Below are 14,628 nucleotides of genomic sequence, written 5' to 3' on the forward strand. Positions count from 1 at the left end.
ATGGCTACTGTTCGTTTCTACTTTTTGTCCACGCTGTCGCCTGCCGAGGTGGTGCGGGTGCTCACCGACTTCGGACCCGCCCGCGCCGAGCTGTGGCCGTCCATCGACGCCGAATACTTCGTCGTCCACGACCGCGGCGAGAACTGGGCCGAGGTCACCGAGGGCACCGCCGCCGCCTGGGAACGTGCCCGCTACGACTGGGATCCGGCCGGCGACACCGTCACCATCACCACACTCGACTCCAAACTCTTCGGCGCGGGCGGCGGCTGGGTCTTCCGCGCCACACCCGAAGCGAACGGCACGCGCGTCGATGTCGAACTGACCAGGACGCCGCAGGCGCTCAAGGGCAAGCTCCTGGCAGCGCTGCTGCCCCTGGTCGGCCCGTCCTCGCTGCGCAAGTCCTTCGCTGGCCCGCTGCGAGCGGCCGCGTGATGTCCACACCGCACTCGACCGCGGACACCGCACGACTCGCACCTGGCGTGCACACCTTCGATTCCGACGGAATCACCCAGCGCTACCACGTCCACGGCCGCGGGCCTGTCTGCCTCGCCCACCCCGGCGGCCCCGGGATCTTCTGGGAGTACCTGCGCATGCCCGCCCTGGAGGAACACCTCACTATGGTGTACGTCGAGGCGCTCGGCACCGGCGAGTCAGGCCGCCTGCCAACGCATCCGCACGGCTACACCCGGGAGCGCTACAGCCGTGCGCTGCAGCGGCTGATCGACCATCTCGGCGTACCCGAGGTGTTCCTGCTCGGCCACTCGCACGGCGCGTTCGTCGCCGCCTATCACGCGGTGCACCGCTCGGCCGGGCTCGCGGGTGTCATCCTTTACGAGGGCGCACCGGTGACCGGTCCCGAACACGGCGCCGAGGCCACACGCCGGATCCAGGAGTTCGAGGCCGCACACGCCGACCGGCCCGAACTGGCCGACGTGCTCGCGGCATTCGCTGCGATGCAGGACATTTCGAGCGACGAACAGACCCTCGCGGTCGCGCGCGGCATCCTGCCGTCCTATTTCGCCGACTACTGGGGCGATGAACAGCGGTGGGCCCCTTTCCGGGAGGGGCTGCGGGCGACCCATATCTCGGGACTGGACGCGGACCTGTCTCCCGATCTCATCGACGACCGCGCCGACCTGCCGAACTCGACCGTGCCGACGCTGGTCATCGTGGGCCGCCTCGATGTCATCTGCGGACCGCGCTGGGCACGGGAACTGCACGAACTGATCCCCGATTCGCGACTGCACGTCCTGGAACACAGCGGGCATATGGGACATCTGGAGGAACCCCAGCGCTTCGCCGACGCGGTCCGGGAATTCGTCTTCGCACGGGAAGGGTGATCGGCATGCCCTCATTACGTGCGTTCCGGTGGAGCGACCGGGCAAGTGTGGCAGCGGTTTTCGCAGGCCCGGTGTCGCTGTGGCTCTGGGCGCAGACCGCGATAGTGCACGGGCTGGGGCCCGCCGTCTGGGATCTCTTCGGCTAGCGATCCGATGAAAATGCCCACCGGTCACGGAAATCCCTTGGCAGGTGGGGACCGATCGAATGGAAGGTTTTCCATGAACACCACTGCGGCACTGCCCGTTTCGACGGCCGAGCGTTCGTCACTGATCCGCCTGTATCTGGGCCGCGGCATCCTGGCGATAGGGTGGGCCCTAGCTTTCGCTGCGGCCCACGACCACCTGAACGCCGTCGCGCTCATTCTCCTGATCGCCTACCCGCTCATCGATGCGGTGTCGTCCTTCATCGACTTTCTCGCGGTGCCGGACGGCTCCGAACGCCGCGTGACCGCCTTCAACGGCGTCCTGAGCACACTGGCCGCCATCGCCATAGGTATCGCCGGGACCGCCAGCGGTGTAGCCGCAGTGCTAGGCGTATTCGGTGTCTGGGCAACAATATCCGGAGCAGCCCAACTGGCCATCGGCCTCTACCGGCGCGGTCCCGCCCTGGGCAAGCAATGGCCGACCCTGATCTCCGGCGGCCTGTCGTTCCTCGTCGGCGCCTTCTACGTCGCCCAGGCCACCGGCCGATCCCCATCCCTGGATGTCCTGTCCGTCTACGCCACCGGCGGCGGCGTCTTCTTCATCGCGCAGGCCGCACTGCTGGTCTGGAAGTCACGGTCACAGCGATCGACCGCGCAACTGTAGAAGTCGGCCGTGACGCGCCGCTGTTCGCCGATCGAACCTGCAATGGGTTCGAGTAAGGACATAGAGCACCAGAAGCGGATGTTTGATGAGCAGGAAACCGGGCTTTCGCGGTTTGCGTCAGGCCGGTTCTGTCTGCGAGGCGATGGCGGGCAGCGCCTCGAGGCTGAAGCGGACGGCCTCGGCGCCGTATTCGAACATCTGGCGTTCGTAGTCGCCGACCGCGCTGAGGAGGTCGCGGCCTCCGGTGAGGCAGCGGCGGAGCAGGTCGGCGTCGCGCAGGGCGGTGTTGGCGCCGTTGCCGCGGGTCGGTGAGGTGGCGTGGATGGCGTCGCCGAGCAGCGTGACCGGACCGGGTGCCCAGCGTTCGCCGGGCTCGACCACCCGGATGGAGAGCAGGGTGCTGTTGTCCGGATCGGCCTGTTCGATCAGCGCCCGCAGGTCCGGGTGCCAGCCCGGCATCCTGGACAGGACGGCCTCCTGTGGGGTCGCGGTGCCGAGCGAGCCGTTCGGCGGCAGGATCATGGCCCAGCGCACGTAGTCGCGGATATCGGGCAGAGTCACCTCGGGTGCCAGCGCCTCGGCCGCCTCCTTCGGCGGGGTACGGAACCGCATAGCGCCGAGCAGCAGGCTCACCCCGTCGCCGGCGATCTTCGAACCGAACGCCCGAGACAGTCCGGCAAACCGATCGGTCAGCGGTGTGCGGCCGATGACGAACCGGACCCCGGTGTCGGTCGGGGTGGTCTGCGGGGACAGCACCGATCGGACGGCGGAGCCGACGCCGTCGGCGCCGACGAGCAGGTCTGCCGTTACCGGGTCGCGGTCGGCGAACCGCGCTTCGACCTGGCCGTCCGCCAGCAGGTCGTAGCCGGTCAGCGCGGCCCCGGTGTGCACCGGCAGGCCGGTGAGCAGCAGGTGGCGGAGCACATGCCGGTCGACCACGATCCCGGTCCGGCCGGGGCCGAGCGCACCGACCTGGTTGAGCTGTGGGTCCAGGATCAGCCGCTCGCCGTAGGCGTCGCCGACAATGGCGTCCAGCAGCGGGTGCCAGCGCTGCGGCAGGCAGCCGCGCAGCGCCTCGAAGCCTCCCGGGTTCAGTACCAGCCGGTAGCCCTGGAACCGGGCGGTGATCGCCGGGTCCCGCTCGTACACCTCGGCCTCGATCCCGGCCCCGCGCAGGCCCTGCGCCAGGCACAGGCCACCCAGACCGGCTCCGACAATGGAAACTCGCACCACGCACCTCCATGCGAACTTAGTTCTACCGTAACGAACTATGTTCTACTTGACGAACTAAGTTCGCGTCAAGCTATAGTGGCCGGCATGCCCGCCGATCCCCGACAACGCCGAGCGGCTCGTCACGCCCAATTCACCGAGGACGCCGCGGCGTCCTCACCCCGCAAGGAGCCCATCACGGTCGCCCGGATCACCGATGCCGCGTTGGAGGTCGTCGCCACCGAGGGTTACGACGCGCTGACCATCCGCCGGGTCGCCGCGGTGCTCGGCACCGGGCCCTCGTCGCTGTACGCACACATCGTCAACAAGGACGACATCGACGATCTGCTGGTCGGCAGGCTCAGCGCCGAGATCTCGCTGCCCGAACCGGACCCGGCCACGTGGCGCAGCCAGCTCCTCGACGTGTTCACGCAGATCCGCGACCAGTACCTGAAATACCCCGGGGTCTCGCGCGCTGCACTGGCCATGGTCCCCACCAACCTCGAGGCGCTGCGGGTCAGGGAGGGGATGTTCGCGATCCTGCTCGCGGGCGGAATCGAACCGCGGACCGCCGCCTGGGCGCTGGACGCGCTATCCCTCTACGTCAGCGCCTACGCCCTGGAGCAGTCGCTGGTCCAGAATCGGCGGAAACACCCGGATCAGGAGTGGGTCGTCAGCCGCGCGGAGCTGGTGCGCCGGTTCACCGCGCTGCCCGCCGACACGTTTCCGCAGACCCGGCGCTATGCCGCCGAGCTGACCTCCGGCACCGGACCCGACCGGTTCGCGTTCACTCTCGACCTGATCATGGACAACCTCAGCCCGCCAGCCTGACAGGTGAACCACCGCAATGTGTTCGCGCAATGCCACACAATAGGCAAGCCGCAGGTCGATGACCTGCGGCTTCCCTATTCAGTGAAGCTAAGGGGACTCGAACCCGCTGACCTCCACGACACTGCGCGATACCCGAGCAGCGGGCTGATCAGGGGAAAGGCTATGCGACCGGGGATGCGGATCGCCGATCTTTCGGCCTCAGGCGGCCGCGTGCGGAACGCGTGTCTGCACTGTTTGGATCACATGGACGCACAGCTCGCCGGATTCGTCGGTGATTTGCACACCCACCACCACCGCATTGCGGCTGATACGCATCGGCTCGGCGACCGCATGCGCCGCTGTGCGGACCGGACGCAGGAAATGCGTCGTCGAATCGGCCGTCGCGGGCAGCGCCCCCGGGGCCGAATTGAGGGCCGCGCAGACCGCGGCCGCCGCATCGGCCAACCCCATCAGGGCACCGCCGTGCAGGCCACCCCCTGTTGTCGACAGCTCGACGGTGTGGGTCAGGCGGGCAGTGACTGCGGCGGGTGTGAGTTCGGTGAACTCGACTCCTAGGGTGCGGACGAACGGAGCAAGTCGGTAGACGTCTTCGGTGGTGATGGTCATGATCGGTCCTCTCATCGCTGTAGAGACTTCACTCTACAACGAGGTCTGGAGAGTAATCTCTACAGTGTGGTGAGATTCGTACACGACACCGCGGCGATCCTCGACGCTGCTGCGCGGCTGCTGGCCGAGCAGGGTCCCGCTGGCGTCACGATGTCCGGTGTGATCCGAGAATCTGGTGCACCGAGCGGGTCGGTCTACCATCGCTTCGCCGACCGGCCCTCATTGCTGGCTGCCCTGTGGAACAGGGCCGTCGGGCACCTGCATCGAGACGCCTACGTCCTGTTCGACGAGAACGATCCGGTCGAGGCCGCCGCCGCGATCACAGGCCACATCGTGCGGTGGTGTCGGAGCAGCCCGCTCGATGCGCAGGTCCTGCTCGCGGGTGTCCACCACTTCGCTCCCGAAAGCTGGCCCGCCACCGCGCGTGAGGAGCGCGCCAGCGAAGCGGCCCGGTGGGACGCGGCCATCCGTCAACTCGTCCACTCGTTACGCACCGAAACCGGATTGTCCACGGCAACGATCGTTCTCACCGTTGTCGACCTGCCCTACGCCGCGGTGCGGCGATATCTCACAGCCGACCGGCCGATACCCACAGAACTCGACGTCCAGGTACCAACCATGGTGCGCACCCTGCTGAACAACTTGCCAGCCGAAACGGACAAGGCCGCCGTTTGATCGAGCACCGAGACAACCGCGACCAACGGCCGCGGCGGCGAACCGATGCTAACGCGAACCATTTCTCATGCTTGCGGTTTTGCCCAGCGGCCTCTGGCCTGGCTGATGTGGTCGCGCATGAAGCGTTCGATGGCGTCCTGATCTCTGGATTCGATGATGTCGACGATGGTGAAGTGTTCGCGGGCCACGTCGACGAGTTCACCCTTCTCGGCCAGCGAGGCGAGGCCGAACAGACGGGTGTGGTCGCGCAGGTCGGAGACGAGGCTGGTCAGGCGCGGGTTGTCCGCATAGCCGAGCAGGGTCAGGTGGAAGACCTGGTCGGCGGCGGTGTATTCGACCAGATCACCCTTTTCGGCACCCTGGACGATCTCGGCGGCAAGTTCGCGCAGCCGTGGAAGGTCCGCGACCGGAATCAGCGGGGTGACATCGCGGACGATCGGCGGTTCGAGAAGCAGCCTGATCTCGGTGATGTTGTCGAGATCTTTTTCGGCGACCTCGGTGACTCGGAATCCCTTGTTCGGCACGATCGAGATGAGGTTTTCGCGCGCCAGATCTTGCATCGCTTCGCGAACGGGCGTGGCGGATACCCCGAACCGGGCGCCGAGGGTCGGCGCCGAATACACCACCCCCGGCTCCATTTCGCCGGCGATGATGGCCGCGCGCAGCGCCCGCGAAACCTTATCGCGGAGGCTGACCTTCTCCATCTGGGTGAAGTGGTCGATATTCACGGGATCGTTCCCCTGCCCAAGGTCCGCTGATTCGATCGGTCGAAGGCATTCTATGCCATGTCACGTTGCATACGGCACCTCACCGCTCAACCGCCGCCGCGTCGACATCCCGCAGCGACTTGCCCGAGGTCTCTTTCGCCAGGCCGACCGCGATGACCGAGATCGTCGCCGCCGCAACCAGATACAGGGAGATCGGGACCGAGCTGCGGAATCGGCTGAGCAGGCTGATGGCGATCAGCGGTGCCAGTGAGCCTGCCAGAATCGGCGCGACCTGACAGCAGAAAGACAGCGCCGTATACCGGATGCGGGTCGGGAACATTTCGGTCATGAGCGCGGAATACGGTGCGTAGGTGAGTGATTCGATCGCCAGCCCCAGCGTGATCGCGGCGATGATCACCGCGTAGTTGCCGGTGTCCATCATCGGGAAGGCGACGAATCCCCATCCGGCGGTGAGTACGGCGCCGGTGAGATAGACCGGCCTGCGGCCGATCAGATCCGACAGCAGTCCGGCGGCCGGGATCAGGAAGAAGTGCAGTAGGTGCGCGGCGAGCATCAACGCCAGGATCGGCGCGGTGTCCACTTTACGATGAGCTCGAGATAGGTGATCGAGAAGGTCACCACGATGTAGTAGAGGATGTTCTCGGCGAACCGCGCGCCGATGCCGATCAGCACTTCGCGTCGATGGAAGCGCAGCACCTCGACGATGCCGAGTGAGCGACGCTGATCCGCCTCCACCCGAGCCTGTGCCTCGAGGAAGATCGGTGCGTCATCGACGCTGGACCGCACCCAATAACCGACGATCACAACGATGGCCGACAGCCAGAAGCCGACGCGCCAGCCCCAGGACAGGAACTGCTCGTCGGACAGACTCCCCGACAGCACGAGCAGCACGACGGTCGCGAGCACATTTCCCAGCGGCACGCCCGCTTGCGGCCAACTGGCCCAGAATCCGCGGCGATGATCCGGACTGTGCTCGCTGACCAGTAGCACCGCCCCGCCCCATTCACCGCCGAAGGCGAAACCTTGGATCAACCGCAGCGTCACCAGCAGGATCGGCGCCAGGTATCCGATGGCGTCGAAGGTCGGCAGACAACCCATGAGGAACGTGGTTATGCCGACGACGACCAGGCTGAGTTGCAGCAACGCTTTACGTCCCACGCGGTCGCCGAAGTGCCCGAACAGCAGGCCGCCGAAGGGGCGGGCGAGAAATCCGACCGCGTACAGGGCGAACGCGGCGATGATCCCGTCGACGGCGTTGCCGCTGGAACGGAAGAAGACCTCGCCGAACACGAGTGCCGACGCGGTGCCGTACAGGAAGAACTCATACCACTCGGCAACCGCGCCCGCCATGGCCGCGGCCACGACCCGGCGCAGTCCGGCACGGGCCTTGACGTGTTGTTGCGTCGTCGCGGTGTCGTCGACAGCGGTCATCATGTTCACCTTCGTCGGAGATCGAATGGCATGTCGGGCGAACCGAGCACGCCGAGGTCAGCGCCTCCGAACTAGGGATCCCGGAGCGCGAAAACCTACGCACTGTGATGTGTGACATTGCACCATAGGGAAGTGACGACGCTCACGCAAGTGGTTGCGTGAGCGTCACCACATCCGCTAGCTTCAGTGCAATGTCACACGGCACTGCGTGGCAGAGGCGGCCGGGCGCTCTCCCCGGACTCGAGCAGATGGAGGTTCTCATGACCGAAACGACTACGTTGGCAGCTGACAAGCCCTGGCACGGGGTGTTGGTCGCGACGACCTTGCCGTTCACCGAGGACCTCGCGGTCGACTACGACGCCTACGCCGAACACGTGGCATGGCTGGCGGCCAACGGATGCCACGGCGTGAGCCCGAACGGCTCGCTCGGCGAATATCAGACCCTCGGTGACGAGGAACGGGCCAAGGTGGTGACCACGGCCATCGCCGCCGCCCCTGCGGGATTCACGGTGATGCCGGGTATCGCCGCCTACGGGGCGCTGCAAGCGCGCAGGTGGGCCGAGCAGGCCGCCGAGGCCGGAGCGCATGCGGTGATGCTGTTGCCGCCCAACACCTATCGCGGCGGCTGGGATTCGATCCTCGATCACTACCGCACGGTCGCGCAGGTGGGACTGCCGATCGTGGCGTACAACAACCCGATCGATACGCGCATCGACCTGACCCCGGACATCCTGGCCGAATTGCATGCCGAGGGCCTGATCGTCGGCGTCAAGGAGTTCACCGGCGATGTGCGCCGCTTCTACGAAATCAAGGAGCTCGCACCGGAACTCGATGTGCTCATCGGCTCCGACGATGTCGTCCTCGAACTCGGCATCGCGGGTGCGGTCGGCTGGGTGGCGGGATATCCGAACGCGATCCCGCAGGCGACGCTGGAGCTGTACAACGCGTCGGTGAACCGGGACCTGGACAAAGCGCTTCCGCTGTATCGCGAGCTGCACAAGCTGCTGCGCTGGGATTCGAAGACCGAATTCGTGCACGCGATCAAGCTGTCGATGGACCTGGCCGGACGGCCCGGCGGTGCGTGCCGCCCGCCGCGAGTTCCACTCGCGCCCGAACTCGTCGCGAAGATCACCGCCGACACCCGCGAGGTGCTGGCCAAGGGCCATCGGTAGCCGAAATCCCCACGTGCACACGGGAAGTGAGAACGCGATGACCTTCATGGTCGAATCCGACGCCGATACCACGGTGGACGAGGTCGATGCCATCGTCGAAGCCGCCGCGGCGGCAGCGGGACCGTGGGCGGCGAGTGAACCGGTCGACCGCGCCCGGATGCTCGACGGCATCGCCGACCGGCTCGACGCACATGCCGCAGAGCTGATCCCCCTGGCCATGCGTGAGACGCATCTGGCCGAACCGCGGCTGGCCGGCGAGCTGAAGCGCACGAGTTTCCAGTTGCGGCTGTTCGCGCAGCAGGTGCTCGATGGTGGTTTCCTCGATGTGCGCATCGACGGCGCGGATGCGGACTGGCCGATGGGTGCGCCGCGGCCGGACCTGCGCCGGATGAACATCCCGCTCGGCCCGGTCCTCAACTTCGCTGCCAGCAACTTCCCGTTCGCATTCTCCGTCCCGGGCGGTGATACCGCATCCGCGCTGGCCGCGGGGTGTCCGGTGATAGTAAAGGGCAATCCCGGGCATCCGGCGCTGTCGCGTGCGGTCGGCAGGCTTATCGACGAGGCGATCGCCGAATGCGGTGCGCCCGGTGGGACGTTCGGTCTGATCTTCGGTCGCGCGGCGGGGGTGCAGGCACTGACCCATCCCGCCGTCGCCGCCGTGGCTTTCACCGGCTCTACCGCTGGTGGGCGGGCGCTGTATGACCTGGCGTGCCGGCGGCCGGTGCCGATTCCCTTTTACGGGGAGTTGGGGTCTATTAATCCGGTCTTCGTGACAGCCGATGCGGCACAGTCGCGGGCTACCGAGATTGCCGAGGGGCTGCTGACCGCGGTGAGCTCGAGCGCCGGGCAACTGTGTACCAAGCCCGGGTTGGTAGCGGTGCCCGAGGGGTCACCGGTGCCGGCCGAGCTGGCCCGGACCGCGCCGGTGCCCACGGGAGAGATGCTCAACGATGCCATCGCGGCCGGGTTCGCCCGCGCCGTCGAACAGGTGCGTTCGCATCCTGAGGTGCGGGTGCTGGCCGGTGGTGGTCCAGGGGAGGCATTGCTGCTGGCCACCACCGCGCGGACCGTGCTCGCCGATCGTGACGCGCTGATGCACGAGATGTTCGGCCCGGCAACGCTGTTGGTGAGCTATCGCGATACCGCTGAGCTGCTGGCGCTGGCCCGCTCGGTGCACGGTGAGCTGACGGTGTCCGTCTTCGGCGATCACGCCGACGACACCACTCGCGCGCTGCTCGCCGCCGCGGCGGGGACAGCCGGTCGGGTGCTCTGGAACGCATGGCCCACCGGGCTTTCGGTGACCTACGCACAACAGCACGGCGGCCCTTACCCGGCCAGCACCGCACCGTCGGCGACATCGGTAGGGACCGCGGCCATCATGCGCTTCCTGCGTCCGGTGGCGTTCCAGTCGGTGCCCGAGGAGCTGCTGCCGCCGCAGTTGCGCACCGAGAACCCGCTCGGCGTGCCGCGTTCGGTGAACGGGGCACGTGCGCAATGACTCTCGACTCGTCCGGCGCTTCGTCCCTGGTGGGTACCGACGTGCTGATCATCGGCGGCGGCATGATCGGATGCGCGCTCGCGGACCGGCTCACCCTCGAAGGCGCTTCGGTGCGGGTCTGTGAGGCGGGCGGGTTGGCCTCGGGCACCACCGCACACGGCGAGGGCAACATACTGGTCTCCGATAAGGGACCGGGGCCCGAACTGGAGCTCGCGCAGTTCTCGCGCAGGCTGTGGCCCGACATCCTGGAACGCATCGCCGAGCGACTGCCCGAGGATGTCGCGGCCGTCGAATGGGAACCCAAGGGCGGCATCGTCGTTGCCACCACCGAAGCCGGGGCCACCGCGCTGGACGAGTTCGCCCGCGGACAGCGGGTCGCCGGGGTGCATTGCGAAGACCTCGACGCGGACCGGCTGGCCGAGGCCGAGCCCGCGTTGACCCGGGATGTGACCGCAGGCGTCTATTACCCCGACGACGCCCAGGTCCAACCCGTCGGCGCGGCGGCAGCCCTGATCGGGTTCGCCGCCGCGTCCGGCGCCGTCGTCGAGACACGGTGCGCCGTCACCGGCCCCCTCGTGCGCGCCGGTCGCCTGATCGGTGTGCAGACCACCAAGGGACCGCGCAATGCCGACATCGTGATCAATGCCGCGGGCCCCTGGTCGGGGCCGGTGTCCAAGCTGCTCGGCGCACCGATCGCGGTCAGACCGCGACGTGGCGACGTCCTGATCACGGCGCCCATGCCGCCCACCGTTTTTCATAAGGTCTACGACGCGGATTATGTCGGCGCCGTCGGCAGCTCGGACGCGGCACTGCAATCCTCCGCCGTCGTCGAATCGACCCGCGGCGGACCACTCCTACTCGGCTCCTCACGCCGCCAATACGGCTTCGACAACCGACTGCGCCCGGACAGCTTGGCCGCCATCGCCCGCAAGACACTGCGCTTGTTCCCGGTCCTCGCCGACGTGGCAATCATGCGCGCCTACGGCGGCTTCCGCCCCTACGTCGACGACCACCTCCCGGTCATCGGCCCCGACCCACGCCTGCGCGGCCTCTGGCACGCGACCGGCCACGAGGGTGCCGGAATCGGCCTATCGGTCGGCACCGCGCACTTGCTCGCCTCCGCCCTCGCAGGCCGCGCGGACGAGGTGGACATGGGGGCATTCACCGTCGATCGACCAGCCGTCATCGACTCGCGCCCTATCGAATCGACCGCAGAGAAGGTGTCCCCTTGAACCCCAACCCGATTCGGCGCAATGCCGTGCCATCAGGCCACGCCGACCGATCGCCGGCTTCCGTTCGACGCTGCATCGGGATCCGTGGCAACGATCGCAGGTGCGTAGTCGGCACCACACCGCGGTGGGAGCGGGTATCTCGATGAGTCCCAGAATGATTCCCCCGACGACTGATCCGGTCGGTCGTGTGGACCGGCCGTTGACGATCGTCGTCGACGGCACGAAGATGCGCGGCGTATATGGCCAGACACTCGCCTCTGTATTGCTCGCCGGCGGCCATTCGCACTGGCGGACCGCGCCGAACGGTGGGCCGCGCGGGGTGTTCTGCGGGATCGGCATCTGCTTCGACTGCGTCGCCACCGTCAACGGGGTGCCCGACATTCGACTGTGCCGTCGCCCGGCGCGGGACGGCGACAACGTTGCCACCCAGACCCGCGTGACCGGTGTGGTGGAGGCGACCGATGACTAGGCATTTGGTGGTGTTCACGCGCGGCGCGGCAGTAACCGCCGCAGTCGAATCCGTACGTTGCGGCGATTCGGTCACCGTGCCGACCTGTGTGACCGGGCCGGTCGGGGGGAAGCGATGAGCAGGCACGTGGTGGTGATCGGGGGCGGCCCGGCGGGTACCGCTGCGGCGGAATCGGCACTGCGGTATGGCGCGACGGTGACGTTGATCGATGCGAACGAGGCGCTCGGCGGCCAGTACAACCGGCGTATTCCGGCTGCGTATGGGGTTCGGCGGCCACTCGGCATCGGACACGGTTACATAGCGTCCGAGCGACGGGCGCGTTGGTTGAAGGAGCATCCGCGCTGCGCGTATCTGCCGTGGGCCTCGGTCTATCAGATCGAGCGCCACACCGACGGCAGCTGCCCCGCAGTGCGGTTGTTGATGGGCGTCGAAGGTGATCAGCGAACGCACCGGGTAGTGCAGGGCGATGCGCTGGTGCTTGCGACCGGCGCTTACGACCGGGTGTGTCCGTTCCCTGGCTGGGATTTGCCCGGCGTGTATACCGCCGGCGCCGCGCAGACTCTCGCGAAGACACAGCGGGTGCTGGTCGGGCAGTCGGTGCTGTTATCGGGAACCGGACCGTTCCTACTTCCCGTCGCGCAATCGCTGGCCGAGGGTGGAGCCGATGTTCGGGCGGTGCTGGAGGCCAATCCGGGCCGTCGGATCGTTCGGCATTGGGCTGCCAGGCCATGGGAGCTGCGGCACAGCTTCGGCAAAGCCGCTGAACTGATGCAGTACATCAGTTCCGGTGTGCGGCATCGGATTCCGCTGCGCACCTCGACCGCGGTTGTCGCGGTGGCAGGCGATGGCAGAGCGGAGGAGGCCACAGTCGCCCGCCTGGACGAGAACTGGGTGCCGATACCCGGCAGTCACACCATCGTGCCGGTGGATGCGGTCGCGGTGTCGCACGGGTTCACCCCGCAGCACGAACTCGCGGTTGCCGCCGGAGCGCAGCTGACCGAGCACGGGTTCGTGCGCGTGGACCGAACTCAGCGGACAACTGTCGAATCCGTCTGGGCGGCAGGGGAAATAACCGGGATCGGCGGAGCCCAGGTCGCCGCCGTCGAAGGGGCTGTTGCGGGGCTGGCGGCGGCAGGAGCCTATCCCGATTCGGATCGGGCGCTACGTGCCCGGCACCGGACGGCGGAGCAATTCGTGGCTCGGCTCGCGGCCGCGCATCCGATCCGCCCCGGCGTACTGACCTGGTCGGAACCCGACACCGTGATCTGCCGATGCGAGGGCACGACCCGCGGCGAGTTGACCGCAGCGTGGGACCGCGTCACCGGTGCCGGCTACCGCCCCACCAAACTCGCCACCCGCGCCGGACTCGGACCGTGCCAGGGCCGGATCTGCGCGACGAATATCGAGGCGCTGCGAGTCCGGGAATGCCCCTCCCCCGATGCCCACTGCGAGTCGCTCCGAGCGGACGGCGACGCCTGCGCACCGGACGCTCGAGAATGCTCCGACTCCTCCGGCGAGCGGCACGGCGTCCCGGGCTTGGCGGCAGCCACTCCCGCCTGGCGCCCGTTGGCCGCCCCGATCCGTTTGCGCGAACTCGCCGATCTCGACACCGAAGGACCGTCCTGATGCACAGCAGCATGATCATCTCCGCGATCGACACCCACACCGAGGGCATGCCTACCCGAGTGATCACAGGCGGCATCGGCACGATTCCGGGCGACACTATGGCGCTGCGGCGTACGCACTTCATCGAGCATCTCGACGGACTGCGCAAGCTGCTGGTCAACGAGCCACGCGGACATGCGTCCATGAGTGGGGCGATTCTGCAACCGGCGACCACGGAGGATGGGCACTACGGCGTGCTGTTCATCGAAGTCAGTGGGCTGCTGCCGATGTGCGGGCACGGCACCATCGGCGTCGCGACCGCGCTGGTGGAGGCGGGCATGGTTCCGGTCACCGAGCCGGTGACCGAGATTCGGCTGGACACCCCGGCCGGACGCGTGGTTGCCACGGTCGCTGTCAGTGCGGGGCACGCGGATTCGGTCACGCTCCGCAATGTGAACTCGTACTGCGACAGTCTGGACAACGATGTCGATGTGCCGGGTCTCGGCACGGTGCGCTACGACATGGCCTACGGCGGGAACTTCTACGCCATCGTCGACCTCGCAAAGCTCGGCCTGCCGTTCGACCGTGCGCACAAAGACCGGATCCTCGACGCCGGACTACGAATCATGCTTGCCATCAACGAATTCCGTCGACCCGTACATCTCGAGGACGAGCAGATCTCCGGGTGCAAGCATGTGCTGTTCCTCGACCCGTCCTCCGAGCCCGCGCACACGCGTAACGCGATGGCCATCCACCCGGGCTGGTTCGATCGTTCCCCCTGCGGCACTGGCACCTCCGCACTGCTGGCTCGCCAGCACGCCCGCGGCCTGCTCTCCGGTGACCAAATGCTCCAGAACGATTCGTTCATCGGTACCACGTTCTATGCGCGTGCGATCGAAACCACCACGGTCGGCGGCTGTCCGGCGATCGTGCCCGCAGTCACCGGCCGCGCCTGGCTGACCGGTACCGCGAACTACCTACTCGACCCTTCGGACCCGTTCCCCGAGGGATTCGTTTTCTAGCGC

The 14,628-nt window shown here is 67.4% G+C and carries 14 protein-coding genes and 1 pseudogene; 11 read left to right on the forward strand and 4 right to left on the reverse strand.

The window, feature by feature from the left end:
- The 3 genes from ACQP2D_RS35425 to ACQP2D_RS35435 all read left to right on the forward strand — a co-directional run bounded on the left by ACQP2D_RS35425 (position 1) and on the right by ACQP2D_RS35435 (position 2,147).
- Complete coding sequence (locus ACQP2D_RS35425; protein ID WP_433680285.1) at positions 1-432, forward strand: hypothetical protein; 432 nt, start codon at positions 1-3, stop codon at positions 430-432.
- Complete coding sequence (locus tag ACQP2D_RS35430) at positions 432-1,340, forward strand: alpha/beta fold hydrolase (protein WP_433680286.1); 909 nt, start codon at positions 432-434, stop codon at positions 1,338-1,340. Before ACQP2D_RS35425 ends, ACQP2D_RS35430 begins: the two co-directional genes overlap by 1 nt.
- Before the next feature lie 219 nt (positions 1,341-1,559).
- Positions 1,560-2,147: a DUF308 domain-containing protein gene (locus tag ACQP2D_RS35435; protein ID WP_433680287.1), complete on the forward strand. Its 588-nt coding sequence runs from the start codon at positions 1,560-1,562 to the stop codon at positions 2,145-2,147.
- A gap of 117 nt (positions 2,148-2,264) precedes the next feature.
- On the opposite strand, the gene ACQP2D_RS35440 is transcribed toward ACQP2D_RS35435, so the two are convergent.
- On the reverse strand, positions 2,265-3,377 hold the full coding sequence (locus tag ACQP2D_RS35440; protein ID WP_433680288.1) for an FAD-dependent oxidoreductase: 1,113 nt from the start codon (positions 3,375-3,377) through the stop codon (positions 2,265-2,267).
- Between the two features lie 87 nt (positions 3,378-3,464).
- On the opposite strand from ACQP2D_RS35440, the gene ACQP2D_RS35445 reads away from it, so the two are divergent.
- Positions 3,465-4,187, forward strand: coding sequence for a TetR/AcrR family transcriptional regulator (locus tag ACQP2D_RS35445; protein WP_433680289.1), 723 nt, complete (start codon positions 3,465-3,467; stop codon positions 4,185-4,187).
- A gap of 198 nt (positions 4,188-4,385) precedes the next feature.
- On the opposite strand, the gene ACQP2D_RS35450 is transcribed toward ACQP2D_RS35445, so the two are convergent.
- The gene (locus tag ACQP2D_RS35450; RefSeq protein ID WP_433680290.1) at positions 4,386-4,793 is read right to left on the reverse strand and encodes a PaaI family thioesterase; all 408 of its coding nucleotides are present in this window, start codon (positions 4,791-4,793) and stop codon (positions 4,386-4,388) included.
- Positions 4,794-4,859: 66 nt separating this feature from the next.
- Here ACQP2D_RS35450 and ACQP2D_RS35455 point away from each other — a divergent pair, with 66 nt between their 5' ends.
- Complete coding sequence (locus ACQP2D_RS35455) at positions 4,860-5,468, forward strand: TetR/AcrR family transcriptional regulator (protein WP_433680291.1); 609 nt, start codon at positions 4,860-4,862, stop codon at positions 5,466-5,468.
- Between the two features lie 65 nt (positions 5,469-5,533).
- On the opposite strand, the gene ACQP2D_RS35460 is transcribed toward ACQP2D_RS35455, so the two are convergent.
- Complete coding sequence (locus ACQP2D_RS35460) at positions 5,534-6,196, reverse strand: GntR family transcriptional regulator (RefSeq protein WP_433680292.1); 663 nt, start codon at positions 6,194-6,196, stop codon at positions 5,534-5,536.
- A gap of 79 nt (positions 6,197-6,275) precedes the next feature.
- Positions 6,276-7,627 (reverse strand): annotated as a pseudogene (gene abaF, locus ACQP2D_RS35465) (fosfomycin efflux MFS transporter AbaF).
- Between the two features lie 260 nt (positions 7,628-7,887).
- Between abaF and ACQP2D_RS35470 the strand changes: the two are divergent.
- The 6 genes from ACQP2D_RS35470 to ACQP2D_RS35495 all read left to right on the forward strand — a co-directional run bounded on the left by ACQP2D_RS35470 (position 7,888) and on the right by ACQP2D_RS35495 (position 14,625).
- Positions 7,888-8,799 carry a dihydrodipicolinate synthase family protein gene (locus ACQP2D_RS35470; RefSeq protein ID WP_433680293.1) on the forward strand — a complete coding sequence of 304 codons (912 nt, stop codon included), beginning with the start codon at positions 7,888-7,890 and terminating at the stop codon, positions 8,797-8,799.
- A 37-nt stretch (positions 8,800-8,836) separates the two neighbouring features.
- The gene (locus tag ACQP2D_RS35475) at positions 8,837-10,297 is read left to right on the forward strand and encodes an aldehyde dehydrogenase (NADP(+)) (RefSeq protein ID WP_433680294.1); all 1,461 of its coding nucleotides are present in this window, start codon (positions 8,837-8,839) and stop codon (positions 10,295-10,297) included.
- Positions 10,294-11,529 carry an NAD(P)/FAD-dependent oxidoreductase gene (locus tag ACQP2D_RS35480; RefSeq protein ID WP_433680295.1) on the forward strand — a complete coding sequence of 412 codons (1,236 nt, stop codon included), beginning with the start codon at positions 10,294-10,296 and terminating at the stop codon, positions 11,527-11,529. Before ACQP2D_RS35475 ends, ACQP2D_RS35480 begins: the two co-directional genes overlap by 4 nt.
- Before the next feature lie 154 nt (positions 11,530-11,683).
- A complete protein-coding gene (locus tag ACQP2D_RS35485) occupies positions 11,684-11,998 on the forward strand; it encodes a (2Fe-2S)-binding protein (RefSeq protein ID WP_433680296.1) in 315 nt (104 codons plus the stop codon).
- A 114-nt stretch (positions 11,999-12,112) separates the two neighbouring features.
- Entirely contained in the window at positions 12,113-13,624 is a 1,512-nt protein-coding gene (locus ACQP2D_RS35490) for an FAD-dependent oxidoreductase (protein WP_433680297.1), read from the forward strand.
- Complete coding sequence (locus ACQP2D_RS35495; protein ID WP_433680298.1) at positions 13,624-14,625, forward strand: proline racemase family protein; 1,002 nt, start codon at positions 13,624-13,626, stop codon at positions 14,623-14,625. Before ACQP2D_RS35490 ends, ACQP2D_RS35495 begins: the two co-directional genes overlap by 1 nt.
- The last annotated feature ends 3 nt before the right edge of the window (positions 14,626-14,628 follow it).

Origin of the sequence: Nocardia sp. CA-119907, from assembly GCF_050955995.1 — a bacterium.
In the GTDB taxonomy this organism is placed as follows: domain Bacteria; phylum Actinomycetota; class Actinomycetes; order Mycobacteriales; family Mycobacteriaceae; genus Nocardia.

Excerpts from the sequence above, each read along its gene's own strand:
- ACQP2D_RS35470 (WP_433680293.1), top strand. The coding sequence starts at position 7,888 with ATGACCGAAACGACTACGTTGGCAGCTGACAAGCCCTGGCACGGGGTG.
- ACQP2D_RS35425 (WP_433680285.1), top strand. The coding sequence starts at position 1 with ATGGCTACTGTTCGTTTCTACTTTTTGTCCACGCTGTCGCCTGCCGAG.
- ACQP2D_RS35430 (WP_433680286.1), top strand. The coding sequence starts at position 432 with ATGTCCACACCGCACTCGACCGCGGACACCGCACGACTCGCACCTGGC.
- ACQP2D_RS35435 (WP_433680287.1), top strand. The coding sequence starts at position 1,560 with ATGAACACCACTGCGGCACTGCCCGTTTCGACGGCCGAGCGTTCGTCA.
- ACQP2D_RS35450 (WP_433680290.1), bottom strand. The coding sequence starts at position 4,793 with ATGACCATCACCACCGAAGACGTCTACCGACTTGCTCCGTTCGTCCGC.
- ACQP2D_RS35485 (WP_433680296.1), top strand. The coding sequence starts at position 11,684 with ATGATTCCCCCGACGACTGATCCGGTCGGTCGTGTGGACCGGCCGTTG.
- ACQP2D_RS35490 (WP_433680297.1), top strand. The coding sequence starts at position 12,113 with ATGAGCAGGCACGTGGTGGTGATCGGGGGCGGCCCGGCGGGTACCGCT.
- ACQP2D_RS35475 (WP_433680294.1), top strand. The coding sequence starts at position 8,837 with ATGACCTTCATGGTCGAATCCGACGCCGATACCACGGTGGACGAGGTC.
- ACQP2D_RS35495 (WP_433680298.1), top strand. The coding sequence starts at position 13,624 with ATGCACAGCAGCATGATCATCTCCGCGATCGACACCCACACCGAGGGC.
- ACQP2D_RS35445 (WP_433680289.1), top strand. The coding sequence starts at position 3,465 with ATGCCCGCCGATCCCCGACAACGCCGAGCGGCTCGTCACGCCCAATTC.
- ACQP2D_RS35480 (WP_433680295.1), top strand. The coding sequence starts at position 10,294 with ATGACTCTCGACTCGTCCGGCGCTTCGTCCCTGGTGGGTACCGACGTG.